General features: G+C 65.6%; 22 protein-coding genes. 8 read left to right on the top strand and 14 right to left on the bottom strand.

Annotation, left to right across the window (positions count from 1 at the left end; genetic code table 11):
* Positions 1-23: 23 nt before the first annotated feature.
* Positions 24-836, bottom strand: coding sequence for an inositol monophosphatase family protein (locus tag EDC31_RS00770; protein WP_042058309.1), 813 nt, complete (start codon positions 834-836; stop codon positions 24-26).
* 111 nt (positions 837-947) lie between these two features.
* On the opposite strand from EDC31_RS00770, the gene EDC31_RS00765 reads away from it, so the two are divergent.
* The 4 genes from EDC31_RS00765 to smpB are packed head-to-tail and all read left to right on the top strand — an operon-like array spanning position 948 to position 3,956.
* Positions 948-1,697: a 3-deoxy-manno-octulosonate cytidylyltransferase gene (locus tag EDC31_RS00765; RefSeq protein WP_042058306.1), complete on the top strand. Its 750-nt coding sequence runs from the start codon at positions 948-950 to the stop codon at positions 1,695-1,697.
* Positions 1,697-2,575 (top strand): prephenate dehydratase, encoded by an 879-nt coding sequence (locus EDC31_RS00760; protein ID WP_042058304.1) that lies wholly within the window; start codon positions 1,697-1,699, stop codon positions 2,573-2,575. Before EDC31_RS00765 ends, EDC31_RS00760 begins: the two co-directional genes overlap by 1 nt.
* Positions 2,568-3,461, top strand: a complete 894-nt coding sequence (gene dapA / locus EDC31_RS00755; RefSeq protein ID WP_042058302.1) for a 4-hydroxy-tetrahydrodipicolinate synthase — start codon at positions 2,568-2,570, stop codon at positions 3,459-3,461. The genes EDC31_RS00760 and dapA overlap by 8 nt, the downstream gene beginning before the upstream one ends.
* Positions 3,462-3,488: 27 nt before the next feature.
* A complete protein-coding gene (gene smpB / locus EDC31_RS00750) occupies positions 3,489-3,956 on the top strand; it encodes an SsrA-binding protein SmpB (protein ID WP_042058299.1) in 468 nt (155 codons plus the stop codon).
* Positions 3,957-4,075: 119 nt separating this feature from the next.
* On the opposite strand, the gene EDC31_RS18325 is transcribed toward smpB, so the two are convergent.
* Positions 4,076-4,759 (bottom strand): cold-shock protein, encoded by a 684-nt coding sequence (locus EDC31_RS18325; RefSeq protein ID WP_081797548.1) that lies wholly within the window; start codon positions 4,757-4,759, stop codon positions 4,076-4,078.
* 359 nt (positions 4,760-5,118) lie between these two features.
* Here EDC31_RS18325 and EDC31_RS00740 point away from each other — a divergent pair, with 359 nt between their 5' ends.
* Entirely contained in the window at positions 5,119-6,111 is a 993-nt protein-coding gene (locus EDC31_RS00740) for a lipid A deacylase LpxR family protein (RefSeq protein WP_239641637.1), read from the top strand.
* Positions 6,112-6,138: 27 nt separating this feature from the next.
* Here the strand turns inward: EDC31_RS00740 and EDC31_RS00735 are convergent, their stop codons facing one another.
* Together EDC31_RS00735 and recG are read right to left on the bottom strand one after the other, a co-directional pair.
* Positions 6,139-7,824, bottom strand: a complete 1,686-nt coding sequence (locus EDC31_RS00735) for a bifunctional diguanylate cyclase/phosphodiesterase (RefSeq protein WP_052511868.1) — start codon at positions 7,822-7,824, stop codon at positions 6,139-6,141.
* Positions 7,825-7,986: 162 nt separating this feature from the next.
* On the bottom strand, positions 7,987-10,092 hold the full coding sequence (gene recG, locus EDC31_RS00730; protein WP_042058292.1) for an ATP-dependent DNA helicase RecG: 2,106 nt from the start codon (positions 10,090-10,092) through the stop codon (positions 7,987-7,989).
* 157 nt (positions 10,093-10,249) lie between these two features.
* Between recG and mfd the strand changes: the two genes are divergently transcribed.
* Positions 10,250-13,738 (top strand): transcription-repair coupling factor, encoded by a 3,489-nt coding sequence (gene mfd / locus EDC31_RS00725; protein ID WP_042058290.1) that lies wholly within the window; start codon positions 10,250-10,252, stop codon positions 13,736-13,738.
* Positions 13,739-13,750: 12 nt separating this feature from the next.
* On the opposite strand, the gene EDC31_RS00720 is transcribed toward mfd, so the two are convergent.
* The 4 genes from EDC31_RS00720 to dapB all read right to left on the bottom strand — a co-directional run bounded on the left by EDC31_RS00720 (position 13,751) and on the right by dapB (position 18,285).
* Positions 13,751-15,388 (bottom strand): electron transfer flavoprotein-ubiquinone oxidoreductase, encoded by a 1,638-nt coding sequence (locus EDC31_RS00720; protein WP_042058288.1) that lies wholly within the window; start codon positions 15,386-15,388, stop codon positions 13,751-13,753.
* Positions 15,389-15,398: 10 nt separating this feature from the next.
* Complete coding sequence (gene trmB, locus EDC31_RS00715) at positions 15,399-16,148, bottom strand: tRNA (guanine(46)-N(7))-methyltransferase TrmB (RefSeq protein WP_042058286.1); 750 nt, start codon at positions 16,146-16,148, stop codon at positions 15,399-15,401.
* Positions 16,129-17,316: a methionine adenosyltransferase gene (metK, locus tag EDC31_RS00710; RefSeq protein ID WP_042058284.1), complete on the bottom strand. Its 1,188-nt coding sequence runs from the start codon at positions 17,314-17,316 to the stop codon at positions 16,129-16,131. The genes trmB and metK overlap by 20 nt, the downstream gene beginning before the upstream one ends.
* A gap of 204 nt (positions 17,317-17,520) precedes the next feature.
* Positions 17,521-18,285, bottom strand: a complete 765-nt coding sequence (gene dapB, locus EDC31_RS00705; protein ID WP_042058282.1) for a 4-hydroxy-tetrahydrodipicolinate reductase — start codon at positions 18,283-18,285, stop codon at positions 17,521-17,523.
* Positions 18,286-18,527: 242 nt separating this feature from the next.
* Here dapB and EDC31_RS00700 point away from each other — a divergent pair, with 242 nt between their 5' ends.
* Entirely contained in the window at positions 18,528-19,700 is a 1,173-nt protein-coding gene (locus EDC31_RS00700; protein WP_052511866.1) for a Wzz/FepE/Etk N-terminal domain-containing protein, read from the top strand.
* Between the two features lie 35 nt (positions 19,701-19,735).
* A complete protein-coding gene (locus EDC31_RS00695; protein ID WP_042058357.1) occupies positions 19,736-20,383 on the top strand; it encodes an ABC transporter ATP-binding protein in 648 nt (215 codons plus the stop codon).
* A gap of 47 nt (positions 20,384-20,430) precedes the next feature.
* Here EDC31_RS00695 and EDC31_RS00690 read toward each other — a convergent pair whose 3' ends face one another.
* From EDC31_RS00690 to EDC31_RS00665, 6 genes are all read right to left on the bottom strand, one after another.
* Positions 20,431-21,648, bottom strand: a complete 1,218-nt coding sequence (locus EDC31_RS00690) for a polysaccharide biosynthesis/export family protein (RefSeq protein ID WP_042058280.1) — start codon at positions 21,646-21,648, stop codon at positions 20,431-20,433.
* Positions 21,648-23,012: a glycosyltransferase family 4 protein gene (locus tag EDC31_RS00685; RefSeq protein ID WP_042058278.1), complete on the bottom strand. Its 1,365-nt coding sequence runs from the start codon at positions 23,010-23,012 to the stop codon at positions 21,648-21,650. Before EDC31_RS00685 ends, EDC31_RS00690 begins: the two co-directional genes overlap by 1 nt.
* An 89-nt stretch (positions 23,013-23,101) precedes the next feature.
* Positions 23,102-24,253 (bottom strand): glycosyltransferase family 4 protein, encoded by a 1,152-nt coding sequence (locus EDC31_RS00680; protein ID WP_158310323.1) that lies wholly within the window; start codon positions 24,251-24,253, stop codon positions 23,102-23,104.
* A gap of 24 nt (positions 24,254-24,277) precedes the next feature.
* Positions 24,278-24,862, bottom strand: coding sequence for a sterol desaturase family protein (locus EDC31_RS00675; protein ID WP_052511864.1), 585 nt, complete (start codon positions 24,860-24,862; stop codon positions 24,278-24,280).
* Between the two features lie 126 nt (positions 24,863-24,988).
* Complete coding sequence (locus EDC31_RS00670) at positions 24,989-25,411, bottom strand: CHRD domain-containing protein (protein ID WP_042058273.1); 423 nt, start codon at positions 25,409-25,411, stop codon at positions 24,989-24,991.
* Positions 25,412-25,596: 185 nt separating this feature from the next.
* Positions 25,597-26,163, bottom strand: coding sequence for an HNH endonuclease (locus EDC31_RS00665; RefSeq protein ID WP_042058271.1), 567 nt, complete (start codon positions 26,161-26,163; stop codon positions 25,597-25,599).
* Positions 26,164-26,299 lie beyond the last annotated feature (136 nt).

Below are 26,299 nucleotides of genomic sequence, written 5' to 3'. Positions count from 1 at the left end.
CTGAAGACCAGAAGGGCGTTTGCCTAGCCGATTGTCTCGGTCGGGGAAAGAGCCCGGACAGCCGCGTGAAGCATGGCAGGGTCGCCGCAGGCAAGAACCGTCCCGTCGCTGTCGAGGCGCAGGGGGTCGCCCGCCCAGTCCGTGATGACTCCTCCCGCGCCCGTGACGACAGGCACCAGCGCCGCCCAGTCCCACGGCTTCATGGAACATTCCGCGATGAGGTCGATCTGTCCCAATGCCAGCAGGCCATATGCATAGGCGTCGCCACCCCAGCTCGTCCGCCGCGCGGCATGTTTCAGTCCGCTGAAGCGCCGGTCGCTGGGCGGGGCGAGCATGTCGGGCGAGGTGCAGGACAGCTCCGCCTCCGCGAGATCGGGGCAGGGGCGCGTGCGCACCACAGGGGCGGGAAGAGGCAGGCAGCCCGCTTCGTAGCGCGTGGCCTCGCCCTCCACGCCGATCCAGCGTTCGCCAGTGACGGGCTGGTCGATCACGCCGAGCACCGGGCGGCCCTCGTGCAGCAGGGCGATCAGCGTGGTGAAGCTGGGGCGGCCGGTGATGAACGACCGTGTGCCGTCGATCGGATCGACAACCCAGCACCATTCGCCCTCCGTCATCCCTGAACGACCGAATTCCTCCCCCAACACGCCGTGACGGGGATGGCGGGTGGAGAGAATGTCGCGAATGGCCTGTTCGGCGGACCGATCGGCGAGGGTGACGGGGCTCTCGTCGCTCTTGTCGTCCACCGTGACGCCGCGTCGGAAATGCGGCAGGACGGCGGCTCGCGCGACATCCGCGCAGGCGCGGGCGGTCGCAAGTGCATCGGGGGGAAGCGGCATCGGAACTCCTCGGAGGATCTGGTCCCCGACCATTGACGCGCCCTTGGGACTGGGGCAAGAGTCCCGACCCTTTCAGCCCCGGTCTAGCCGATTGTCCAGCCGAATTTTCTCATGAATCCGATCATCGTCATCCCGACCCGCATGGCATCGACCCGGCTTCCGGGCAAGCCGCTTGCCGGGATCGGCGGCGAGCCGATGATCCGCCGCGTCGTGCGCCGGGCGCTGGCGGCGGAACTCGGGCCGGTCGTCGTCGCCGCCGCCGAGACCGAGATCGCGGAGGCCGTGGCCCAGCCGGGGGTGCGGGTGGTGCTGACGGACCCGGCTTTGCCCAGCGGCTCGGACCGGGTGCATGCGGCGGTCGAGGCGGTCGACGCGGCGGGCCTTCACGATGTCGTCGTCAATCTTCAGGGCGATCTGCCGCTTTTCCCGCCGGACGATCTGCGGCGCGTGTTGCTGCCTCTGGAACGCGGGGAATACGATCTCGCTACACTGGTCGCGCGCGTCACGGAGGAGCGGGAAATCGCCGCCTCGTCCGTCGTCAAGGCGGCGTGCGCCTTCACGGAAGGCGACGACGTGGCGCGGGCGCTCTATTTCTCCCGCATCGCGGTGCCGTGGGGCGAGGGGCCGCTCTGGCATCATATCGGCGTCTATGGCTGGCGGCGGGCGGCGCTCCGGCGCTTCGTCTCGTTGCCGCCTTCGCCGCTGGAGCTGCGGGAATCGCTGGAGCAGTTGCGGGCGCTCGAAGCCGGCATGGCGGTGGGATGCGCGGCGATCGCCCGCGCGCCTCTGGGGGTCGATACGCCCGAGGATCTGGAGCGCGTGCGCGCTGTCGTCGCCCTGACGGAAAAGGACGTGCCGTAATGCCTGTCATCGCCTTTCAGGGGCGGCCCGGCGCCTATTCCGATCAGGCGTGCCGGGCGTCGCGTCCCGGCTGGACGACTTTGCCATGCACCACCTTCGCCGGGGCCATCGCGGCCGTGCATGACGGGCAGGCGGATGCCGCCATGCTGGCCTGCGAGAATTCGCTGGTCGGGCGCGTGCCGGAAATTCATCTGCTCCTCCCGCAGGCCGGGCTGCATATCGTCGGCGAGCATTTCCAGCGGGTCGAGCATTGCCTGATGGCGCTGCCCGGCACGAAGATCGAGACGATCCGCCGTGTCCATACCCATCCCGTCGCGCTCGGCCAGATCACGAAGCTTCTGGCGGAGCTGGACGTGCCGGGCGTCGCCGCTTTCGACACGGCGGGCGCGGCGGAGCTGGTGCGCGAATGGGGCAATCCGGAGGATGCGGCGGTGGCGTCCCGCCTGGCCGCCGAGTTGAACGGGCTCGAAATACTGCGCGCCAATGTCGAGGACGCCGCCCATAACACCACGCGTTTCTATATCGTCTCGCGCGAGGTCATCTGGGCGGAGCGGGATACGCCCGACGTGATGACGACGCTGCTCTTCCGCGTCAGGAACGCGCCGGGCACGTTGTATGAGGCGCTTGGTGGCTTCGCCCGGGCGGGCGTCAACATGACGCGGCTGGAGAGCTACATGCTCGGCGGTTCTTTCGCCGCGACGCAGTTTCTGCTCGATGTCGAAGGCCACCCCGCGGACGATCGCCTCGGCGCGGCGCTGGAAGTCCTGCCCGCTTCGTGTGATGAGTGGAGCATTCTCGGGGTTTATCCGGCCACCCGGCCGCACCATGTCAGACAGGCCGGGCAAGGGGCATTTGCGGGGCAAGGCAGCCATGACTGAACATGTTTTCTTCACGGGGTCGCTGACGGCGATCATCACGCCGATGCGGGAGGACGGAGAACTGGATCTTCCGGCGCTTTCCCGTTTCGTCGATTTCCAGATCGCCAATGGCACCTCCGCCCTCGTGCCGGCGGGGACGACGGGGGAGAGCCCGACGCTCTCGCATGACGAGCACGCGAAGGTCGTGGCCCATACGGTCGAGGCGGCGGCGGGGCGGGTCCGCGTCATGGCCGGGGCGGGGTCGAATTCGACACAGGAAGCCGTCGGCATGGCGCGGCATGCGAAATCGGTCGGCGCCGATGCGGTGCTGGTCGTCGCGCCCTATTACAACAGGCCGACTCAGGAAGGACTCTATCGCCATTACATGGCGGTCGCCGATGCGACGGACCTGCCGCTCTATATCTATAATGTGCCTGGCCGCTCCGCCGTCGAAGTCCTGCCCGAGACGATCGGCCGCCTGTCGCGTCATCCCAATATCGTCGGCGTGAAGGATGCGACCGCCAATCTGGTGCGGCCGCTTCAGGTGCGGCGCTGTGTCGAGAAGCCGTTCAACCAGCTTTCCGGCGAGGACGGCACTGCGGTGGCGTTTCTCGCGGCGGGTGGCGACGGCTGCATCAGCGTGACGGCGAACATCGCGCCCGCGCTTTGCGCCCAAGTCCAGGCGGCATGGCAGAATGGCGATGTTGGGGGAGCCATCGCGCTGCAAGACCAGTTGATGCCGCTGCACGACGCGATGTTCTGCGAGAGCAATCCCGGCCCGGTGAAATACGCCGCCGCCAGACTCGGCCTGTGCGCCGCCACGATCCGTCTGCCTCTCGTGCCGCCTCAACCCAATGCGTGCGCCGTTGTGGACGCGGCGCTGCGGGCGACGGGACTTCTGGACTGATCAGTGGCAGAAAAACGCAAGAGCGGCATGATCACGCATGGGATCGCCGCACAGAATCGCAAGGCGCGCTTCGACTACAAGATACTTGAAACCGCCGAAGCTGGACTCGTGCTCAAGGGGCCGGAGGTCAAGAGCCTCCGTCTCGGCCGCGCGACCATCACCGAGGCCTATGCCGCGGAGCGGGATGGCGAGCTCTGGCTGTTCAACGCCTATATTCCGGAATATCAGGGCGGCGTGCTCTCACGCTTCGAGCCGCGCGCGGCGCGCAAACTCCTGCTTCATCGCCGTCAGATCGCGCAATTTCTCGGCGCGGTGGCGCGCGACGGCGCGACGCTCGTCCCACTGGACATCCATTTCAATGCGCGCGGTGTCGCCAAGCTGACGCTTGGTCTCGCCGAAGGTCGCAAGAAGGCGGACAAGCGGCAGGCGATCGCGGAGCGGGATTGGCAGCGCGACAAGGCGCGCCTGCTTCGCAGCAAAGGCCGCGATTACTGAAAGAGTATTTCATGTGTTCCGCTGCCGACGACTGTCTTTCGCGGAACATCTGAAACAGTTTCCGACAAAAAACCGCCCGATTTTACCTGGGCGGCTTTTTATCTCGGACTTTTACAGTGTCAGGCGAGCGAAATGCCGGCGGCTTCCGGACCCTTCTGGCCCTGAACGACCTTCACATCCACCGACTGGCCCTCATTCAACGCGCTGAGGCCCGAACGCTCAAGCGCTGAGGCATGGATGAAGATATCCTTGCCACCGCTCTCCGGCGTGATGAAGCCGAAGCCCTTGGTGGCGTTGTACCACTTCACCGTGCCGCGCATGTCCTGCGCGCGGGAAAGGTCGGGAGCCGGACGGGACGGACGCGGGCTGCCGAAACCGCTCGGCGCGCGCGGCGCACCGAAGGCAGCGCGGGGACGGGGGGCTTCCGCCGTGCTCTCGTCAACCGAGACGACCTCGGCGACCTGACGGCCCTTCGGACCCTGGCCGATGCGGACGCCCAGCGTGGTGCCGGGGTTCACATTGGTATGGCCCGTCGGCGTCAGCGCGTTGACGTGCAGGAACACGTCACCTGACCCGTCGGCGAGTTCGACGAAGCCGAAGCCCTTCTCGCTGTTGAACCACTTGACGCTGGCGCTGATTTCAGGTCCGGAAGCGACCACTTGCGGGCCACTTGCGCTGCCGCCGGCGGGGCGGCGGAACGGAGCAGGCGCACGGTCGCCATAGGACGGAGGCGACATGAAGTCGTCGTCAAATCCGCCGCGGCGCGGGGAACGGGAGCTGCGGTCGGTTCTGTTGCTTCTCAACGGTTTAATCCCGGGATAAAAAATGCGGTCAATAGTCTTTGCGTTGAACCGCGATTGCAATATGTCGAAATGACACGGGCCGGTCTGGCGTCAATGAGACGGGACACCCCGTCCGTGCGATTTCTGCCGAACCTTAACATGGTTCTTCCTGCGCCTGCCACATCAAATCGACTTCAGCGTGAAAATCTCCCGTCGCGGCCCATTGTGTCCCGAACGCCACGCAACGTCGCCATGATGCCGAGGGAGCGAGCCATGGTTTTGCTTTTTGGTTGTGGCGATGACATACAGGGAGAAAGACAAAGCGCAACGGAATGCGGGAGAAGCTGCTGGTGACGAATGGAGCGTTCGGACGATGGTCCATTCTGGGGGCGGCCTTTGCCGTTGGTGCCGTTCTCTCTCCTTCCGCTCATGCGACGCCGCTACAGGACCCCTACGGCACCTGGACGCTTCAGGGAGAGAACGACGCGGTCTCCACACTCAAGGGCACGTCCGACCAGTATTACACCTCCGGCCTGCGGTTCAACTGGACGTCGGGAACGGACAACCTGCCGCAGCCGCTGCATGATCTGAACGCAGCGCTCCTCGGGCCGGGTGTGCAGAGGATCAGCCTGGGCATCGAGCAGCTTATCTACACCCCCGCGACCCAGCACACGCAGCTCGTCAATCCGCCGTCGAATGACCGGCCCTATGCCGGTGTGCTGCTGGGAACGGTGAATCTCATCAACGATACCGATCTTTCGCGCAGTGTCGTCGGCATTCAGGTCGGCGTCCTTGGGCCCGCGAGTCTGGGACGGCAGGTGCAGAACGGATTTCACAATCTGATCAGCGACACGCCGAACAAGGGATGGGCGCACCAACTCGCCAATCAGCCGGTCTTCCAGGTTCAGGCCGGGCGCATCTGGCGTCTGCCGGTGGTCAATGTCGGCAGCGTCGGCATGGACGTGCTGCCCGCCCTGTCCGGCGCCGCCGGCGATTACCGCACCTATGGCGACGTCGCGGCCACGGTGCGAATCGGGCAGGGCCTGCAAAGTGATTTCGGCACGGCGACGATCGGCCCGGGTCTCGACGGGACGGACGCGTTCGTGCAGGCGCGGCCGATCTCCTGGTATATGTTCGCCGGAGTTGAAGGACAGGCGGTCGCCTATGATTCGACGTTGCAGGGCAACACGGTGCGCAACAACTCGCCGCATGTCAGCAAGGTCTGGGATGTGGGCGAGATTCACGCGGGTCTCGCGGTGATGTGGCATGGCGTCCGCATGTCCTACAGCCAGGTCTGGCAGACGCCGACCTTCACGGCCTCGCGCAGCGGGTTGTTCAACTACGGCTCGGTCAAGCTGTCGGTGAAGTTCTGAACGAAGACGTGGGACGCGGGCGGGTCTTCAGAGACTCAGCGCGGTGAGGGAGGCGTATTCCGCCACGGGGCTGCCCAGCAGGTAGCCCTGGATTTCGTCGCAGCCATATGCTTCCAGGAAGGCGCGTTCCCGCTCCGTCTCGACGCCCTTGGCGCAGCAACTGACCGATAGGGTCAGGGCGAATTGCAGCAGGCTGCGCAAGACGTCCGCCATGCGTGGATTTTCGTTCAGCCGGCTCAGAAAGCAGCGGTCGAGCTTGATCTGGTCGATCGGCAGGGTGCCCAGCCGTTCCAGCGAGCCCATCCCGGCGCCGAAATCATCAAGCGCGACTCGGACGCCCAGCGCCCGGAGGCGGGAGATCTCCCGGAAGGCCAGCGTCCTGGCGCCGAAGGAGCGGCGGTCGGACAGTTCGATCTGAAGCCGGCCGGGCGCGAGTCCCGTCTCGGACAGAACCTCGGAAACCAGAGGCGCCAACTGACCGTTGGACAGCCAGAGCGGCGATATATTGACGGAGACGCGGAGCGGATCGCTCCAGCGCGCCGCGACCGCGCAGGCCTCCCGCAGCACCCAGCCGTCGATCTGTTCGATGATGCCCGCTTCTTCCGCGCAGAGAATCATCTCCTCGGCCGGAACCGGGCCATGTCCCGGCCGGTGCCAGCGCAGGAGCGCTTCAAGGCTGACCACGTTCTGGGATTCGACGCTGACGATGGGCATCCAGTGCAGCGTGAACGCGTCCTGCGCCAGCGCCTGAAGCAGATCCGTCTCCAGTCCCGCCGCGCTGCCGAACCGATCGACGATCTCGCGGGTCGCGCGTTCCGCGTGACCGTCGCCGTGCCGTTTCGCCTCGGCCAGCGCCGCCTGGGCCGCGAGATCGAGACGCGCGGCGTCATCGCCGTCCTGCGGATAGATGGCCCAGCCGATCGACACGGAAATGACCCGCTCGCCATCCGGCACGTTCATCGGGCGATGCATTGCCTCCAGAATCGTGGTGACGAGGGAGCGGGTGAAAACCTGGCTCGTTCCCGGAGCGGTCATCACGGCGATGGCGCCGCCCCCGCAATACGTCACCGTCGCCCCCTGGGGGAGGAGTTCGAGAACCCGCGTGATCATCTCGTCGATCAGCAGGTCCGTCAGATCCCAGCCATAGAGCGCGTTGAGCTGGACGACCGAGTCGAGCGCGACGCGCATGAAGCCGAAGCTGCGCGCCCGCCCTGTCTGGCCGATCGCCTGGATCGCCTCGGAGATCGAGGACAGCAGGCTGTTGCGCGCCCGCAGGCGCGACCGCGGGGACACGACGGGCACGGAGGGGGAGTCGACATTGGACGGCAGATGCGGGCGAACGAGCCGGGCGACGTCTTCCAGCGGCGCGAGATAGGCCGTCTCCAGTGGATCGCCCGGATCGCAGGCCACGAGGAGGAAGTCATGACAGACCGTTTTCGTCGCGCGCTCCTCGGGCAGGGCGAGGGACACGCCGCCGAGGGTCCAGCCCGAACGCGTCCTGTGCTCCATGGCGACGGGCTTGGGACTCGTGGCGATCCGCCGGAGATCGGCGGCCTGAAACTCATGCGTCGGCGCCTCGCCGATCACGGCGAGAACCTTTGTCGTGCCATCAGGATAAAGCCGCCCGAACGCCGCGAACCGGCAACTGCTGAGATGCTGGACGGTACGTAGCGCCGCAAGCAATGTCGCATGGGCATTCTTGACGACGGTCATTTCCTGCCTCGTCTCATTGGCTGCAACATGAAAGGCGAGGCTGCAACACTGGCGGGAACAGCATAAGCCATTTGACGAAAAATTAACGTAGTATATTGCAAAGAATTATGGTCTTGTAAAGGGTAAAGGCACGCGATGGTTCCGCCCTCATTCAGGATAGCCTTATCCTGACGCGATCACGCGTTCGATGGAACCCCGGTCGAACAGGGTCAGAAGAAGATCTTTCGCGTCAAATCGTGTTTTCAGGGGACCATCGGCGTTTTCGATCAGCCGTGTGGCATCCTGCATCATGGCGGTTAGGAAAAGTTCGGCGCGGCTGCCGTTCGCCATGCGGAATCCGGGCAGGCCGGATTGTCTGCTTCCCGCGATGTCGCCCCCGCCGCGCGTGCGGAAATCCTCATCGGCGATCAGAAACCCGTCCTCGGTTTCGCGCAGGAGCGTCAGCCGCCGCCGGGCGGTCGCCGAGGCATGGTCGTCATAGAGCAGCAGGCAGAAAGACCGCGCCGCGCCGCGTCCCACGCGCCCGCGCAACTGATGCAATTGCGCGAGCCCGAACCGCTCGGCATGTTCGACGACCATCACCGAGGCGGAGGGAATGTCCACGCCCACCTCGATCACCGTGGTCGCGACGAGAATGCGCGTCTCGCCCGCGCGGAAACGGTCGAGCGCCGCCTGACGGGCCGCGTGATCCTGCCGCCCGTGGGCCAGGCCGACGATCGGACCAAAGCGGGCGGCAAGGGCGGCGAAACGCGCCTCGGCGGCGGCGAGATCGCTCGCCTCGCTTTCCTCCACCAGCGGACAGACCCAGTAGACCTGCACACCGCGCCCCACGGTCCGGCCCACCCCGTCGATCACCGCCTCCAGCGTCGGGAGCGGGTGCAGGGAGGTCACGACCGGCAGGCGGCCCGGCGGCTTCTCGTCCAGCCGGCTGACCTGCATCTCGCCCCAGCGAGTCAACAGCAGCGTGCGCGGAATGGGAGTCGCGGTCATGACCAGAACGTCCGTGGCCTCGCCCTTCGCGCCCAGCTTCACGCGCTGCTCGACGCCGAAGCGATGTTGCTCGTCGATCACGGCGAGGCCCAGATCGTGAAACGTCACCTGCTCCTGAAACAGCGCGTGCGTGCCGATCACGATCGGCGCGGCGCCGTTCGCGATGGCCTCCAGTGCGGCCTTGCGCGCCCGGCCCTTGACCGAGCCGGAGAGGAAGACGCAGGGCACGGGGCAAAGCCGCTCCAGCACGGCCTGATGCTGCCGGGCCAGAAGCTCGGTCGGCGCCATCAGGGCCGCCTGAGCCCCGGATTCGGCCGCCCGCAACATCGCCAGCGCCGCGACGATGGTCTTTCCCGCGCCGACATCGCCTTGCAGCAGGCGGGTCATGGGACGTGGCGCGGCCAGATCGCCGTCGATTTCCTCAAGCGCGCGGCGCTGCGCCCCGGTGAGCGCGTGTCCGAAGCGCCGAAGGGCTTCCGCGCGCAGGACTCCGTCGCCCGTCAGCGCCCGGCCAGGCCGGGAGCGCGCGCTCTGCCTGGCGAGGGCGAGGCAGAGCTGATCCGCCAGCAGTTCGTCGCAGGCCAGGCGCGTCCGCGCCCGTTCCACCCGCGCCTCCCATTCCGCGCGATCGAGGTCGCCCGGGGCGTGCAGGGTCCGGAGCGCCTCGGTGAAACTCGGGAATTTCCGTTGCGCCACCAATGGCCCGTCGAGCCATTCCGGCAGATCGGGCGGCAACAGCGCCAGCGCCGCGCGCATGGCCTTGCGCATCGCCGACGGGAAAAGCCCGGCCGTCAACGGCCAGACAGGCTCGATCGCCGGAAGCTCCGACGCGCGCGAAAGGGGCAGGAGATAATCCGGGTGCGCCATGCTCAGGCGCAGGCCGAACTGGTCGAACCGCCCGGAAATAAGCACACGTTCTGATTGGGGCCCTGTCTGGGGCAGGGCGCGGAAAAACGGCGCGTGGAAGAAGACGAGATCGATCTCGTCCGTCCCGTCCCCCGCGCGGAGACGATAGGGCTGGCGCGGCCGGGCAGGGGGCTCGAGGCCGAGAATATCCACCTCGGCGGTCAGGATGCTCCCCGGCGAGAGGAGCCGCCGCGCCTCGGCGAGAGTCAGCCGCGCGCCGCGGTCGATGAAGCTTTCCGGGAGGGTGAAGAGCAGATCGATCACGCGCGGGCCGCCCGTCACCTTGCGCAGCAACGCCGCCTGCTTCGCCCCGATCCCCGGCAACGTCGCGAGCGGGGCGAGCAGCGGCGCGATGAGGCTCTCCTCCGTCATCGACAGGGGGGATTGCAGGGCTGACAGGACATGGCTCCGAGGCTATAGGACATCGCCGGCCGGGAACAAAACGAAACCATGAGCGCCCCGGCCGCATCTTGTCCATACTGTGTCCGCGTCAGGGCGGATGCGGCCATCCCGAGTCCCGGATCAAGCCATGAGCGACGCCGTCCACGCCCCTGCCGTCCACGCTTCCGTCATTCCCGGTCCCACCATCTGGGGCGTGCCCGAATCCTACATGGCGTTCCTGCTGCGGCGGCGTCTGGGCGAGCATGACGGCCCGCTCCTGCATGTGGCGCGGGATGACGCGGCGGTCGCCTCGCTGATCGACATGCTGGGCTACATGATGCCCGAGGTCGAGGTGCTGCGCTTTCCCGCCTGGGACTGCCTGCCCTATGACCGCGTCTCGCCCAATCCGGTGATCGTCGCCGAGCGGGCGGGGACGCTCGCAAGGCTGGTGGAGAAACCCGCTGCGCGGCGGATCATTCTGACGACCGTTCACGCATTGGTGCAGCGCGTGCCGCCGCGCGCCGCTTTCGCCGGACAATCGCTCTCCGTGCGGACCGGCGAGACGCTGGATTCCGCCATGCTGAGCGAAATGCTGGTGGCCAGCGGCTACACCCGCACGGATACGGTGCGCGAACCGGGCGAATTCGCCACGCGGGGCGGCATCTTCGATCTCTTTCCCGCCGCCGAATCCGAGCCGGTGCGGCTCGATCTCTTCGGCGACGAGGTGGAGAACATCCGCCGCTTCGATGTCGGATCGCAGCGTTCGACGGCGGCGCTGGAGCATTTCGAGCTGCGTCCCGTTTCGGAATACGCCCTCGCGCCCGAGGCCATCAGCCGCTTCCGCAGCGCGTGGCGCGACCAGTTCGGCCCCTCGGCGGCGGCGGACATGATCTATCAGAACGTCTCGGACGGGCGCCGCTATCCGGGGCTGGAGCATTATCTGCCGCTTTTCCATGAAACGATGGAAACGCTGATCGACTATCTTCCCGGCGTTTCGGCGAGTTTCGATCATCAGGCGGGCGATATTCTCGCCGCGCGGCTGGAGATGATCGCCGATCATTACGAGGCGCGGCGCGCTCCCGCGCGCGAGGGCGAGTCTCCCTATCGCGCGCTGCCGTCGCACCGGCTGTATCTCGATCTCGAAGGCTGGCGGGCGATGCTGTCCCGCGCTGCCTGCGCGACACTCAACCCGTTTCTCAAGCCGGATGTCGCAACGGGGATCGACGCGGGCGGCCGCCCCGGTCCGCTCTTCGCGCGCGGCAAGGACGGGAGCAGGGAGGGAGTGTTCGACGCCTTTCGCGCTCAGGTCGAAATCTGGCGCGGCGAGGGGCGGCGGAGCTACGTCACGGCGTGGTCGCGCGGCTCGCGCGAGAGGATCGCGGCCCTGCTGCGCGAACACGGGATCGCCGCCGAGCAGCATGAAAGCTGGGCCACGGCGGCGGGAATCGAACGCGGCGTGGTCGGGCTCATCACGCTCGGCGTCGAGCGTGGTTTCGTGGCGGACCGTCTGGCGCTGGTCTCCGAACAGGATCTGCTGGGCGAGCGCATCGCCCGGCCGCCGCGTCGCAAGCGCCGGGCCGAGCAGTTCATCTCCGAGGCGTCGGAACTGACGGCGGGCGATCTCGTCGTTCATGCCGATTACGGAATCGGGCGATATGACGGGCTGGAGACGGTCAGCGACGGCGTGGCGCCGCATGACTGTCTGCGCCTGATGTATGACGGCGAGCAGAAGCTGTTCCTGCCCGTCGAGAATATCGAGCTTCTCAGCCGCTTCGGCTCCGATCAGGCCGGAGTGGCGCTGGACAGGCTGGGCGGTCAGGCCTGGCAGGCGCGCAAGGCGAAGATGAAGTCGCGCATCCGCGACATGGCGGCCGAACTGATCCGGACCGCCGCCGCGCGCGAGATGAAGGAGGCGCCCAGCCTGGCGCCCGCGGAAGGACTCTGGGACGAGTTCTGCGCGCGTTTCCCCTTCGTGGAGACGGAGGATCAGTCCCGCGCCATCGCCGACGTGCTGGAGGACATGAGCGCAGGGCGCCCGATGGATCGTCTGGTCTGCGGGGATGTCGGCTTCGGCAAGACGGAGGTGGCGCTCCGGGCCGCCTTTGTCGCCGCCATGTCCGGCGTCCAGGTTGCCGTGGTGGTGCCGACGACGCTGCTGTCGCGCCAGCATTTCCGCAGTTTCTCGACGCGTTTCGAGGGGTTTCCGATCCGTGTGCGCCAGTTGTCCCGCCTCGTGACGGCGAAGGAAGCGGCGGAGACGCGGCAGGGCCTGACCGACGGGACGGTCGAGATCATCGTCGGCACCCATGCGCTACTGGCCAAGAGCATCGCATTCGCCAATCTCGGCCTGCTCATCATCGACGAGGAACAGCATTTCGGCGTCAAGCACAAGGAGCGACTCAAAGCCCTGCGCGAGGACGTGCATGTGCTCACCCTCTCCGCCACGCCGCTGCCGCGCACGCTGCAACTCTCGCTCTCCGGCGTGCGCGAGATGAGTCTGATCGCCACCCCGCCGACCGATCGTCTCGCCGTCCGGACGTTCATCACGCCTTTCGACAGCGTGATGATCCGCGAGGCCATCCAGCGCGAGCGGTTCCGGGGCGGGCAGATCTTCTGCGTCGTGCCGCGCATCGAGGATATGGACCGGATGGCGGAGCGTCTCCGCGAGATCGTGCCGGATGCGAAGACGGTGCAGGCGCATGGACGTCTGGCGCCCGCCGAGCTGGAGCGGGTCATGACCGAATTTTCGGACGGCAAATACGACATCCTGCTGTCGACCAACATCGTCGAAAGCGGTCTGGACATGCCCGCCGTCAACACGCTGATCATCCATCGCGCCGACATGTTCGGCCTGGGGCAGCTCTACCAGCTTCGCGGGCGCGTCGGGCGCGGGAAGCAGCGCGGCTATGCCTATCTGACCTGGCCGCAGACGCATCCGCTCTCCGCGTCCTCCCAGAAGCGGCTGGAGATCATGCAGACGCTGGACACGCTCGGCGCGGGCTTCACCCTCGCTTCGCACGATCTCGACCTGCGCGGCGCGGGCAATCTGCTGGGCGAGGAGCAGTCCGGCCACATCAAGGAGGTCGGCATCGAGCTTTACCAGCAGATGCTCGAGGACACGGTCGCGGATCTGCGCGCGGAGAAGGGGCGCAGCCGCCGCGAGGATGATAGCTGGACGCCGAACATCATCCTCGGCCTCCCCGTGCTGATCCCGGAAAAATACGTGCCCGATCTCCCCGTGCGACTCGGACTCTATCGCCGCATCGCCGGACTCGAGAACGAGGCCGAAATCGATGCGATGCGCGCGGAGCTGGTCGATCGCTTCGGCGCCATGCCGCCGGAAGTGGAAAACCTGCTGGATGTCGTCATGCTCAAGCGACTCTGCCGCGCCGCCGGGGTGGAGCGTCTGGAAGCCGGGCCCAAGGGCATGGTGCTTCAGTTCCGCAACCGGCAGTTCCGCAACCCGGCGGGTCTCATTGGCTGGGTCGAGCGCCATCGCGATCAGGGCGTCAAGCTGCGCCCCGACCACAAGCTGGCGGTGGTGCGCGAGATGACCAACGCCCAGCGCATCACCATGGCGCGCAAGGTCGCCGGCGCGCTGAAGAAACTGGCGGAGAAGGGAGAAAACGCCGCCTGAGGGCGGACGGCGCTACATCCCTGACGGGTAGTTCGGGCCGCCGCCGCCTTCGGGCGCGCACCAGTCGATATTCTGCGTCGGGTCCTTGATGTCGCAGGTCTTGCAGTGGACGCAGTTCTGCGCGTTGATCCGCAACGCCATGTCGTTGCCTTCTTCCACCGCCTCATAGACCCCTGCCGGGCAATAACGGCTCTCCGGGGCGCGGAACACGTCCCAGTTGACGGTCTTCCAGAGTGACGGATTGCGCAGGCGCAGATGCACCGGCTGGTCTTCCTCGTGATTCGTGTTCGAAAGAAAGACGGAGGAGGGGAGATCGAAGGTCAGAACGCCGTCGGGCTTCGGATAGTCGATCTTCGGGCTGACAGAGGCGGGTTCCAGCGTCTCGTTGTCGCCGTGCGAGAAATGCAGCGTCCAGGGCGCGCGGCCCTTGAGGACCATAGCGTCGAACCCGGCATAGAGCGCGCCGAGGCGATTGCCCCATTTCGCGAAGGCGGGGCGGATGTTACGCACGCCGCGCAACTCTTCGTACAGCCAGGAGGCGCGCACCATCTCCGTATAACGCGCGGCCTCCCGCGTGTTCTCGGACAGCGCCGCCGCCACCGCCTCGGCGGCGAGCATCCCGGATTTCATCGCCGTATGCGTGCCTTTGATCTTCGGCACGTTGAGAAATCCCGCCGAGTCGCCCGCCAGCACGCCGCCGGGGAAGGAGAGGCGCGGAATGGACTGGAACCCGCCTTCGGAGAGGGCGCGCGCGCCGTAGATCAGCCGCCGTCCGCCCTCGAAATGCGGCGCGAAAGCCGGGTGCGTCTTGACCCGCTGCATCTCCTGAAACGGCGAAAGCCAGGGATTGCGGTAATCGAGCCCGGTGACGAAACCGTAGGAGACGAGATTCCTGCCGAAATGATAGAGCCACGCCCCGCCATAGGTGTGATCGTCCAGCGGCCAGCCGAAGCTGTGCTGAACGAGGCCGGGACGATGATTTTCGGCCGGAATCTCCCAGACTTCCTTGATTCCCAGCCCGAAGCTCTGCGGATCGACGCCCTCGCGCAGGCCGAAGAGGGAGAAGAGCTTCTTCGTCAGCGAACCGCGCGCGCCTTCCGCGAAGATCGTCTGCCGTGCGCGCAGGATCATGCCGGGGGCGAAGTTCGGTCCGTGTTCGCCGGATTTCCCGACCCCCATGTCGCCGGTCACGATCCCGGCGACGCGGCCCTCCTCGATGAACGGATCCGCCCCCGCGAAGCCGGGATAGATGTCCACGCCCAGAGCCTCCGCCTGCGCGCCGAGCCAGCGGCAAAGCTCGCCCAGGGAAATCACGTAATTCCCGTGGTTGCGCATATGCGGCATCACGCGGTCGAGATAGGGAATGGTGAAGGACTTCGTCTCGGTGAGGAAGAGCATCGACTCCTCCGTCACGCCGGTCGTCAGCGGCGCGCCGCGCTCCTGCCAATCGGGCAGAAGCTCGGTGAGCGAGCGAGGCTCGATCACCGCGCCGGAGACGATATGCGCGCCGATCTCACTGCCTTTTTCGACGAGGCAGACCGTCGCGTCGGGCAGAAGCTGGCGCAGGCGGATCGCGGCGGCCAGCCCGGCCGGGCCGCCGCCGACCACCACCACGTCGAATTCCATCTCCTCACGCTCGATCGCGGTCATCTCGTCCTCATCAGTCGTTCTTCACGAATGTCCAGTAAAACGGTGTGCGCCCCTCACGCACCGCTTTCGCCTCATAACGCGTGGGCGACCAGCCCGGCGGGCGGATGCCGCGCGCCGGCTCGGCCGGGGCGAAGAGCGTCTGGGCGGCCATCACTTCCGTCACCCAGCCCTGGTAGGTCGGGTGATCGCTCGCGATCCGCCAGACGCCGCCGGGCCGCAGCACGCGCGCCACCTCGCGGATGTTCTCCGGATGGACGAAACGCCGCTTGGCATGGCGCGCCTTGGGCCACGGGTCCGGGAACATGAGATAGACGCGCCCGAGGCTGGAATCGGGCAGGGCTTTCAGCAGGAGCCGCGCGTCGTCCGGCCAGAGACGCAGGCGGGAGGGCGGTGCGACGGTCGCTTCCTCGCCTTCCGGCACGAGCCGCGTCAGCAGGGAGCACAAGCCGTTCTCGAACACTTCCGCGGCGATATAGCCGACCGAGGGGTTTTCCGCCGACTGCGCCAGGGCGTGCTCGCCGCCGCCGAAACCGATTTCCAGCCACACATCCTCGACCGGCGTCGAAAACGCCGCGCGCGGATCATGCGCCTGTTCCGGCTGGAGACGCAGCCGGGGCAGGGACTCGGTCAGCAGCTTCTGCTGACGGGCGCGGAGCGGATGGCCCCGCTGGCGGCCATAGAGTCGCTCCGGCTGCGGCTTGAGCGTCCCCGGGGCCCCTGTCTCCGGAGGGACGCCGGTCTCAGCGGTTGAAGGCGCCACGCAGGACGTCCACCAGATCCGTGTTCTCCCAGGTGAAATTGTCCTTCGCCGGGTCGGGCACGCGGCCGAAATGACCGTAGGAGGAGGTCGGCACGTAGATCGGGCGGTTCAGGCGCAGATGCTTGCGGATGCCGCGCGGGGAGAGATCCATGATTTCGTTGAGCATGCGGCCCAGCTTCCCCTCGTCGATATCCTTGCCGGTGCCGTCGAGGTCCACATAGACCGAGAGCGGCCGGGAGACGCCGATGGCATAGGAGAGCTGGATGGTGCAACGATCCGCGAGGCCGGAGGCGACGACGTTCTTGGCCAGATAGCGCGCCGCGTAGGCCGCCGAGCGGTCCACCTTGGTCGGGTCCTTGCCGGAGAACGCGCCGCCGCCATGCGGGGCCGCGCCGCCATAGGTGTCCACGATGATCTTGCGGCCGGTGAGACCGGCGTCGCCGTCCGGGCCGCCGATCACGAAGATGCCGGTGGGATTCACGTAGAACTCGTCTTCGGGGACCGTCCAGCCCGCGGGCAGGACGTCCGTCACGATGCCGCGCAACTGCTCGCGAATCCGCGCCTGGGTCAGATCCGCTTCATGCTGGGTGGAGATGACGACCGAGGTGACGCCAACGGGCTTGCCGTCGACATAACGCAGCGTCACCTGGCTCTTCGCGTCGGGCAGGAGCCCCGCGCCGCGCGGATCGCCGCTCTTGCGATAGTCGCGGACCTTTTCGAGGATCGTCTGCGCATAATAGAGCGGCGCGGGCATCAGGTTCTTCGTCTCGCGCGTGGCGAAGCCGAACATGATGCCCTGATCGCCCGCGCCCTCGTCCTTCTCGCCCGCGCTGTCGACGCCGACGGCGATATGGGCGGACTGAGCGTGGAGATAGGAGGTGATGTCCGCCGTCTTCCAGGAGAATCCCTCCTGATCGTAGCCGATATCCCTGATCGCCTCACGCGCGCGGTCGATCAGAAGCTCCGTGGTGACGGAAGCCGGGCCGCGCACCTCACCGGCGAGGATGACGCGATTCGTGGTGCAGAGGGTCTCGCACGCAACGCGCGATTCGGGATCGGCCTCCAGATAGGCGTCCAGCACCGTATCGCTGATGCGATCCGCGACCTTGTCCGGATGACCTTCGGAAACCGATTCTGATGTGAAAAGGAAATCGCCATTGTTACGCATTTGATCGTCCCGTGACCTCTCAGCATGCGGGGTAGCGGCGCGAAGGCCGCAGGGAGACCGGCGGGGGCTTTATCGCCCTGTGCCGTAAGGCGCCCCGCTTTGACGGAAGCGGCCCCCCGGGTCAAGTGAAATTCGGCGAACCGCTGATCGGGAGGGCCAATAGGAATAGCACGTAAAGGAGTGTAGCCTCAGGGAAGAGCAGCCTCAGGCGCCGCGGGTGAGGCCGAGCACGTCCCGCATGCCGTAGAGGCCGGGTTGTCGTCCCGCCAGCCAGCAGGCCGCCTGCACGGCGCCGTCAGCGAAGACTCTCCGGTCGAAGGCGCGATGGGACAGCGTGATCTGTTCCGTGGCGGAGGTGAGGATCAGACTATGCTCGCCGACGATCTGCCCCGCGCGGAGCGACGCGAAGCCGATTTCGCCGTCCTGACGCCGCCCCGTGCGATCCACGCGTTTCACGTCGGCCAGCGATACGCCGCGCCCTTCGCTCACGGCCGCGCCGATGGCCAGCGCCGTGCCGGAGGGCGCGTCCAGCTTCTGGCGATGATGCGTCTCGACGATCTCCGCGTCATAGGCGCCCGCCGGAAGGGCCGCGCCGAGCTGACGGGCGAGGTCGAGCAGCATCGTGAGCCCCGGCGCGAAATTGGCCGCCTGAAGCACCGGGATCGTCGTGGCGACCGCCAGCACCGCCGTCTGCGCCATGTCGTCCAGCCCGGTCGTGCCCAACACCCAGCCGCATCCGGCTTCGGCGAAGACACGCGCGTGATGCGCGATCGCGTCCGGATGGCTGACGTCGATCACCACGTCGCATCCGCGCGCCAGCGCCGCCGCATCGTCGGTGATCCGCCGCGCCGGGTCGGCGGTGCGAGACAATCCGCCGGTCAGGACCAGTCCCCGCGCCTCGATCTCTTCCGCGCAAAGCCGCCCCAGGCGACCGTTGATTCCGGCAATTCCGATACGCAGCGCAGTCATGGCTTTTCCAGCGTCAGGGATGAAGGAGACATGCTGGATAGCGCGGGCACAGGACGCGGAAAACCACCCTCGCGCCGCCATCCGGTCCGATCGGTTATCTTGAAGGGCGCGGGAGCCTTCCGGCCGGCCTCGGGATCGGGTAGAGTCTTCTTGCGAGACAAGGGCTTGTGCCGCCATTTCGCCAAATTTCCGCCACGGATAGGCAGTTGCCTTGAGGCGTTGTTTCGGGCAAGGCAGCATCTATGGATCAGACCGACCTCATTTTTGAAAGTCGTCAGCTTGGGCGTCCGACTCTCTTTCGCCGTCCGTCTCCCTTGATCGCGGCGTTGCGGCGGCGAGCGCCTTTTCTTGTCATCGTCATCCTGCCGACGTTGCTCGCCTCCCTCTATTATGCATTTTTCGCCACGCCCCAATATATTTCCGAGGCGCAATTCGTCGTGCGCGGGCAGAACAACCAGTCGAGTTCCGCGCTCGCGGGGCTGATGGCCATCACCGGCGGGGCCAACAGTTCGAGCGAAGACACCTATGCGGTCCAGGGCTTCATGATGTCGCGCGATGCGGCGCAGGACATGTTGAAGACTGAGAAGCTGGCGGCTGTCTACGATACGCCGGTCGCGGATTTTCTCGCGCGGTTCCCGAATTTCTACAGCGGGCGGACGTTCGAGGATTTCTTCGCGTACTACAAGCGGCATGTCATCGCCGAGCTTGACTCGACCACGGGGATTTCGACGCTCAGGGTGCGCAGTTTTTCCGCCGCTGATTCGCAGCGGGTGGCGCGCGCCCTCATCGTGGCGGCCGAGGCGCTCGTCAACAGGATGAACGAGCGGCAGCGCGAAAACATGATCGCGAGCGCGAAACGCGAGCGTCAGGAGGTTCTCGACCATCTCAACCAGTTGACCGCGCAGATCGACAGCTACCGCAACAAGGTCGCCATGATCGATCCGAACAAGCAGTCCCAGCCTTTGCTCAAGGACATCGCGAGCTTGCAGTCCATGGTGCTGACGACGCAACTGCAACTTGAGCAGCTTCGCGCGACGGCGCCCGGCAGCCCGCTCATCGTCGTCTACCAGCAGCGGATCGGCGCGCTGACGGATCAGATCGCCGCCGCGGCGAAGCACGTCACGGGCGATGACGCCTCTCTGGTGCCGAAGATCAGCGCCTATGACGACCTGCTGCTGAAGCGGGAACTCACGATCAAGGAACTCGTGGCCACGACGGAACGTCTGGACGCGGCCCGGGTGCAGGCCGACCGGCAGCAACTTTACCTCGATGAGGTCACTCAGCCCAATTTCGCGGATTATCCGGAATATCCGCGAAGCCTGCGCGATATCGTCATCATCTTCGTGACGATGCTGGGTCTGTACTGGATGGGCGGCCTGATCGTCGCGGGCGCGCGCGAACACAATCTCCACTGAGAGCGGTGCGCGCCAAGCGGAAAGGAGTTCACGCCCTGCTCGAATGCATCGACATCGTCAAGGACTACAAGGGCCATACCGGCACGCGCCGGGTCCTCAATCACGTGAATCTTCGTCTGGAACGGGGGCAGAAGCTCGGAATCCTCGGGCGTAACGGCGCCGGCAAGTCCACGCTCATGCGAATCATCGGCGGCGTTGAACCGATGACCGGCGGCCGGATCGAGCAGGACATGTCGATTTCATGGCCCATCGCCTTCGGAGGGGCGTTTCAGGGCAGCCTGAGCGGGCTGGACAATCTTCGCTTCATAGCGCGCATTTACGGGCTGGACTATACGACCACCCGCGCCTTTGTCGATGACTTCGCCGAGCTCGGCAAGCAACTCGCGGAGCCGGTCAAGACCTATTCGTCAGGGATGCGTGCCCGTCTGGCCTTCGCCTTGTCGATCGTGATCGAGTTCGACTGCTATCTCATCGATGAGGTGATCATGGTCGGCGACGCGCGGTTCCATCAGCGCTGCCATGATGAACTGTTCGGCAAGCGCTCCGACCGCGCGCTGATCATCGTCTCCCACAGCATGGACTTCGTGCGCGACGTGTGTGAGCGCGGCTCCGTCCTCCATAACGGGCATCTGCGTCATTATGATGATGTGAATGACGCAATCGCCGAATATGAGACGCTGTGACCGGAACGCGGGGTCAGAGACCGCTTCAGGCGTTCCGGAACACGTTCCTACCTTGCGATCCAGGCCGCCGAATAGGCATATCCCGAAAATGAACTGATCAACTGCGTGAACTTGTAGAAGCGGTTGGTCTTCGCATTGGCGATGTAGATGAGATCCTTGTTCTTCATCGGCAGTTTCTGCGCCAGGAAGTAACTGTTCGGGTTCATCATATCGAGCTTGTACAGCACCGGAACCCAGTCGCCGATGGCGGGGGTGGTGATGCCCATCTTCCGCGCGGCCGGAATGTCTTCGAAGCGGAACAGGAAGACGGCGTTGGGGTCCGCCCGCGAGTCCGCCGGGCCTCCGGCGCGGGCGACAGCCTCCGCCAGCGTCAGGTCGGGAGATTTGAAGGGCGTTTCCTGCACCTTTTCGCTCGCGCCGAACACCGTATAGCTGCGCGGCCGATAGATCACGTGAATCCGGTCGCCCGGCCGCGCCCGGATGTCCTGCGCCGGATGGGATTGGAGCGTGCCGAGATCGGTGCCGCCGGTCTGCTCGCCGCGGAGCAACTCTACATAGGTGTCCTCCGGCGGATAGATCGCGCCGCCCGCGATGGCGATCAGATCGGAGAGGCGTTCGCGTGCGCTCGACAGCAGTTCGCGGCCCGGCCTGTGAACCTCGCCGGAAACGATCACCGTGTTTCCGATATCCGTGGCGATGTGAACCATCACCTCGGGGTCCTGTGATTTTCCCTTGAGTTTCTGGCGAATGGTTTCCGCCAGCATTTCCGGCGTCAACCCGGCGGCCCGAATCCGGCCGACATACGGGATCAGGATCAGGCCATCCTGCTCGACCGCGGTGAGCGGAAGCGTCGTATTCGTGACGCCTGTGGAGGGGCCGGGCGCGCTGGCCGTGCCGCCGGTTGCCGTGCTCAGCGAACCCGGGGAGGCCGAGAACAGGCCGCTTCCCAGTTCGAAGATCGTGATCGCCAGCATGTCGCCCGCGCCGATGCGGTCATTGTTGCCTCCCGTCCCCTGGGCGGTGTCCAGCGAGGAAATCAACGGGGGATGCTCGCTCGAAAGCACCGCGATGACCTCCGGCGTGACCGGCATGATCTGATAGTGGAGCGGGTTGTCCTTGCGCGCGCTGTCCAGCACGTGCGATTCGCTCGGGCCGCTATCGGGCAACGCGCTGCATCCGGCAACGGACAGTACCCCCGGCAATGCGCCGCTGGCCAGGAGGGTCCAGGTCGCGGCCTTGCGGCCCGAAGAGGCGAGGAAAGTCATTATGAGCCTTCTTGTTGGCGGAGCTGAAGGGGTGAATCGGAAACGGGATGCCGGTTTTGCATAAGACGATGATACATATGAGCCAAGCGCTCCTGATAGCGCGCCATGCTGAAAAATTCCGCCCCGATGGCGCCTTCCCGGCGCAGACGCGCGGCCAGCGCGTCATCGCGGTCGAGTGTCTCCAGACCCTGCGTGATGCTGGAGACGTCATGGGCGTCGATGAGGATCGCGGCCTCTCCGGTGATATCCGGCAGGGATGCTTCCCGTGAGGTGATCACGGGCGTTCCCATTGCCATGGCCTCCAGAACCGGGAGCCCGGACCCTTCCATGACGAAGGGCAAGACCACGCCGCAGGCATGGCGGATGAGGGCGAACAGGCTCTGCTGCGGCAGGTATTCGGTAGCGACGATGCGCCCCGAAGCGAGGCCGGCTTTGAGGAGGCGGAGGTCCTCCCCGTTCGTCCAGCCGGTGGTTCCGACAAGCACGAGGCGCCGGGAAGTCTGCGCCGCCAGGAAAGCCTCGATGAGCCGGCCGATAGTTTTCCGGGGCCCGGGGGAGCCGAAGAACAGGAAATAGGAGTCCGGGCGGAGTCCGAAAGAGCCGTAAATCTCCTTCGCGCTGTCCTGCGGATTGCTGTTCGGCGCCACACCATCGGGCAGGACGGACTGCCAGGTGGTGACAAGACGCGGCGCGGCCCCGGGAAAGAAGGAGGTGATGGCGCGCGCCGAAGACTCGGAGAGCGTGCAAAGCCCGTCGGCCTGTTCGCACACGGCGCGGAGCAGGCGGAGTTGGGTATCCCTGTCCTCGGGCGTGGTGTCCGGAAAGTGGAGCGATGCGAGATCGTGGATGGTGTAGAGGTTCACCGCCCCGCGCGCACGGATCGGCAGCGGCGAGGTCCAATGCATGATGCGCGGCGTATCGGGAATCGTGATGGTCAGAAAGCGGCCCGTCCGGCGGAAATGGTGGTCCGCGCGCTGGAACAACCGGGGAATGTCGAGAATGCGGTCATAAGCGGGCATGCGCTCGGCGAAACCGCGTTGCTCGACCCTTCCGCCGATCGTCACCTCGAAGGCCGTGCGATCATGCCGGGACGTGGCTTTCTCCTTGAACCAGCGCGGGGAAAACGGTTTGAGGGGTCGGGCGATCTGGTCCTGATCCTCGTCCAGACTGTCGAAGAAGAGGACTTCCTGAAGCGCCGCGGGAGTCCGGCGCCCGATATCCATGCCATAGAGCACATCGACCGGATGGCCGAGGGCGTGGAGGGCGAAACTCAATATGCGTCCATAGGCTGCGACTCCGGTGCCGCGCGGCTGAGCGAGACTGAAACCATCGATGCCGATACGGTAGGCGGAACTATGGGTCACGAATATCCGATCCTGTCGCAGTGCCGGAGCATGTCGGCAAGGCGTGCGGGGAGTGGTATAGGCAGAGCCTCACGCAGGGTCAAAACCCGTCATGTTGCTCGGCTTTTGCCGACGACGTGGCGATAGAAGCGCTCAAGTCGATCAGCGAAGCCTTCCGGCGAAAATGCGGTCGCCCGCTCCAGGCCCGAGGCGCGGAGCGTGGCGCAGAGCGCGTCATCCGTATCGAGCCTTGCGAGGGACTCGGCCATTTCCGGCACGTCCAGCGGATCGACGAGCAGGGCCGCGCCGCCTGCGATTTCCTCGGTCGCTCCTCCCTTGCTCGTGAGAACGGGGGTGCCCAGCGCCATGCCTTCGATGATCGGCAGGCCGAATCCTTCCGCGAGAGACGGAAAGAGGACGGCGCGCGCCTCGATGATGCTTCGGAGAAGACGGGGGCGCTCGCACCAGGGATGCGCAATGACCCGCTCCGGATGCGGATGGGTTTCCAGCGCCCGCCACTCTCCCTCCGCGCCGAAGCCGTTTCCGCCGATGATGACGAGCGGGCGCACCGTGCGGCTGCGCGCGTGGGCCGCGATGATGCGGCCGATATTCTTGCGTCGCTCCACCGTGCCGAAGACCACGAAACTGCCGGCGGGTGCTACCGGGTCCGCCTCTTCGGCGGCCAGCCGATCGGTGGCCGAAATCATCATCGGCTGGGAAAGATTGGCGATCCGGTCGGCAGGAATGCCAAGCGTTGCGGCCATGTCCTGCCGGGTGGTCTCGCTGACCGTGACCCAGATCGCTCCCTGACGATCGAGCGCCTTGAGCAGCCGCCGCAGCCGGGTTCCGTCGATGCCGGTCAGTTCAGGCCGGTGGCATGGGATGACATCATGCACCGTGACGATATTCGGGCAGCCCTCGACGTGCAGGGGCAACGGGTAGGTCAGATGCATCGCGTCGAGGGGCGAGGGCGTGGCCACACGGGTCAGCGTACGGCCGAGGCCGAATCTGATATGAGCCGCGGCGTTGAGTTCCCTCGCGCTGAGACGATCGTCCTCCGTCGTCTCCAGTCTTCGCCGCATGCCAAGCGCATAGGCATGGCGGCGAAGCCAACGCGCCGGGCCCGGTTCCGACTGGGGCGAAAGAAGCGGCACGGGCCGGTTTCCCCGGGCGCGCAGGGCCGCTTCCACGGCGCTGACATAGATTGAGACGCCCGTCCCCCCCGCGAGGCGCAGGTTACGGCTGTCAAGACCTATACGCAACGAAACATCCGCCATGCGGGGATGTCAGCGGCGACGACGGGGGGCCTGCGTGCCGAAGACGCGATCCCAGAAGATCGCGGTAATGGCAAAATTCGCGTCCGGAACGCCGTAATGATGCCGCAGGTGATGGCGGCGCAACGCTTCCAGCATCTTGTTGCCCGAGCGCCATTGATGCGCAGCATAATGCGTCAGGTCGTAGAGGAAATATCCTAAGGCGAATCCAAGGAAAACGGCGTTTCCGTCGCGTCCCGCCAATGCCACGAATCCGCTCCAGATCATGGCGCTCAACGGGAGGGTCACGATCAGCGGCATCATGTTGCGCATCCGGTCACCGGGATCCGCATGGTGGTTGCCGTGAATCAGATAGACGAGGCGTCGTCCCATGCCGGAGCTGAGATGCAGATGGAAGAGATGTCGATGCGCCGCATATTCCGTGAGCGTCCACAGGGCCAGTCCGCCAAAAGCCAGCGTCGCGCAACGTGCGGGATGCAGACCGACGCAACGGCTCAGGACCATGCCCAGAACGATGATCCAGGCGAGCAGGAACCACCGCATCGGCATGAACGTCAGGCGTTCGAGAAACGCGCTCTGGAATAATCTGACGCTCAAATCCGACGTTCTCCCTCTCTCACTCATATGAGGACGTTCCGATAGTAGCGTGGCATGCGGATGGCAAATATGGCCGGCCGGGTCACATTGTGAAAAAAATCAGGAGGAGGACCCTGGCGACACAGTTCAATGAACGAGTTGCGCGCGCGCCTCGCCGTCCTTGTGTTCCGCGGTATGGAGATTCACATAGGTCTTGCCGTCGAGAACGTCCTTCACCTGATCCGGCGTCAGGGTGAGCGTTCCTTTGAGATGCCCGACATAGGGACCGGGAATGGGCACCAGAACGCCCGCGTCCTGCCCCTCATCGGCCGGACCGTGCAAATGTGCCACCATCACGGCGCCGCTGAGGCCGGAATAATGGATGCGGTATTTCAGCGTGTCCGAGGACGTGTCCAGCGTTGCCTTCACGCCGCCCTTGACGACCTCCGTGGCCCCGTGTTCAGCCACGAAACGACCATGGAGCCTGACGATTTCCGCATGTGCATCGACCGCCCCGGCCCCGAATGCGAGAACGGACAGGGACGCGAGAAGAGGAAAGCGGCGAAGCATGACGTGACTCCTGATCTGTCGTTGAGAAAGCGAACGCGACATTCCGCGTGACTGGTCCGCGAGAGCGGCCGGTCCGAACGGAACGTCGAATCGAACGAGAAGTTGCAGAAAGGTCATTTCGCCCATAAGCGGATGAAACGGCGCGAAAGGTGAGATGACGGAGCCTCCCGGCGGCCAGACGATGCTTAGCCGTGTTCGAGTTCAGTATCCCAGTACAGATAGTCGCGCCAGCTTTCATGCAGATAGTTCGGGGGGAAGGCCCGGCCGTTTTCCTGAAGCCGCCGAGTCGTCGGCTGAATCGGCCGTCTCCGGGGAAACATGCCGATCTCCGCAGGGAGTTTCGAGCCCTTGAGCAGGTTGCAGGGACTGCATGCCGTCACGACGTTTTCCCAGCTCGTCCGGCCGCCCCGCGCGCGGGGGATGACGTGATCGAAGGTCAGATCGTGGGTCGGAAGCCGGTCATTGCAATACTGGCAGGAGAAATTGTCCCGCAGGAACACGTTGAAGCGCGTGAAGGCGGGACGCCGCGTGGTCTGCACGAAATCCTTGAGGGCGATCACGCTGGGCAGATTCATGCTCAAGCTGGGAGAGCGGACCTGCACGTCCTCATATTCGCTCAGGACCGTCACACGATCGAGAAACACGGCCTTTACGGCTTCCTGCCAGGACCATAATGAAAGCGGGAAATAGGAAAGGGGACGAAAATCGGCATTCAACACAAGAGCGGGAAAGTGCCGGGACTCATCGAGCATCAAGAGGCTCCCCTCCTCATCGAAGGTTGCCCGTTAAACCGCCAGCAATCGCGCCGTTAAAACGAATGCCTGTCGGCCCCGTGCAATCCGTTCCTCGCCCAGACTATTTCAGGATTCCCACCAGGCTGCAAGCGGA

This window comes from Acidomonas methanolica, from assembly GCF_004346035.1.
Taxonomy (GTDB): domain Bacteria; phylum Pseudomonadota; class Alphaproteobacteria; order Acetobacterales; family Acetobacteraceae; genus Acidomonas; species Acidomonas methanolica.
Note: the sequence above shows the minus strand (reverse complement) of the source record. Positions and strands in the feature narration are given on the sequence as shown.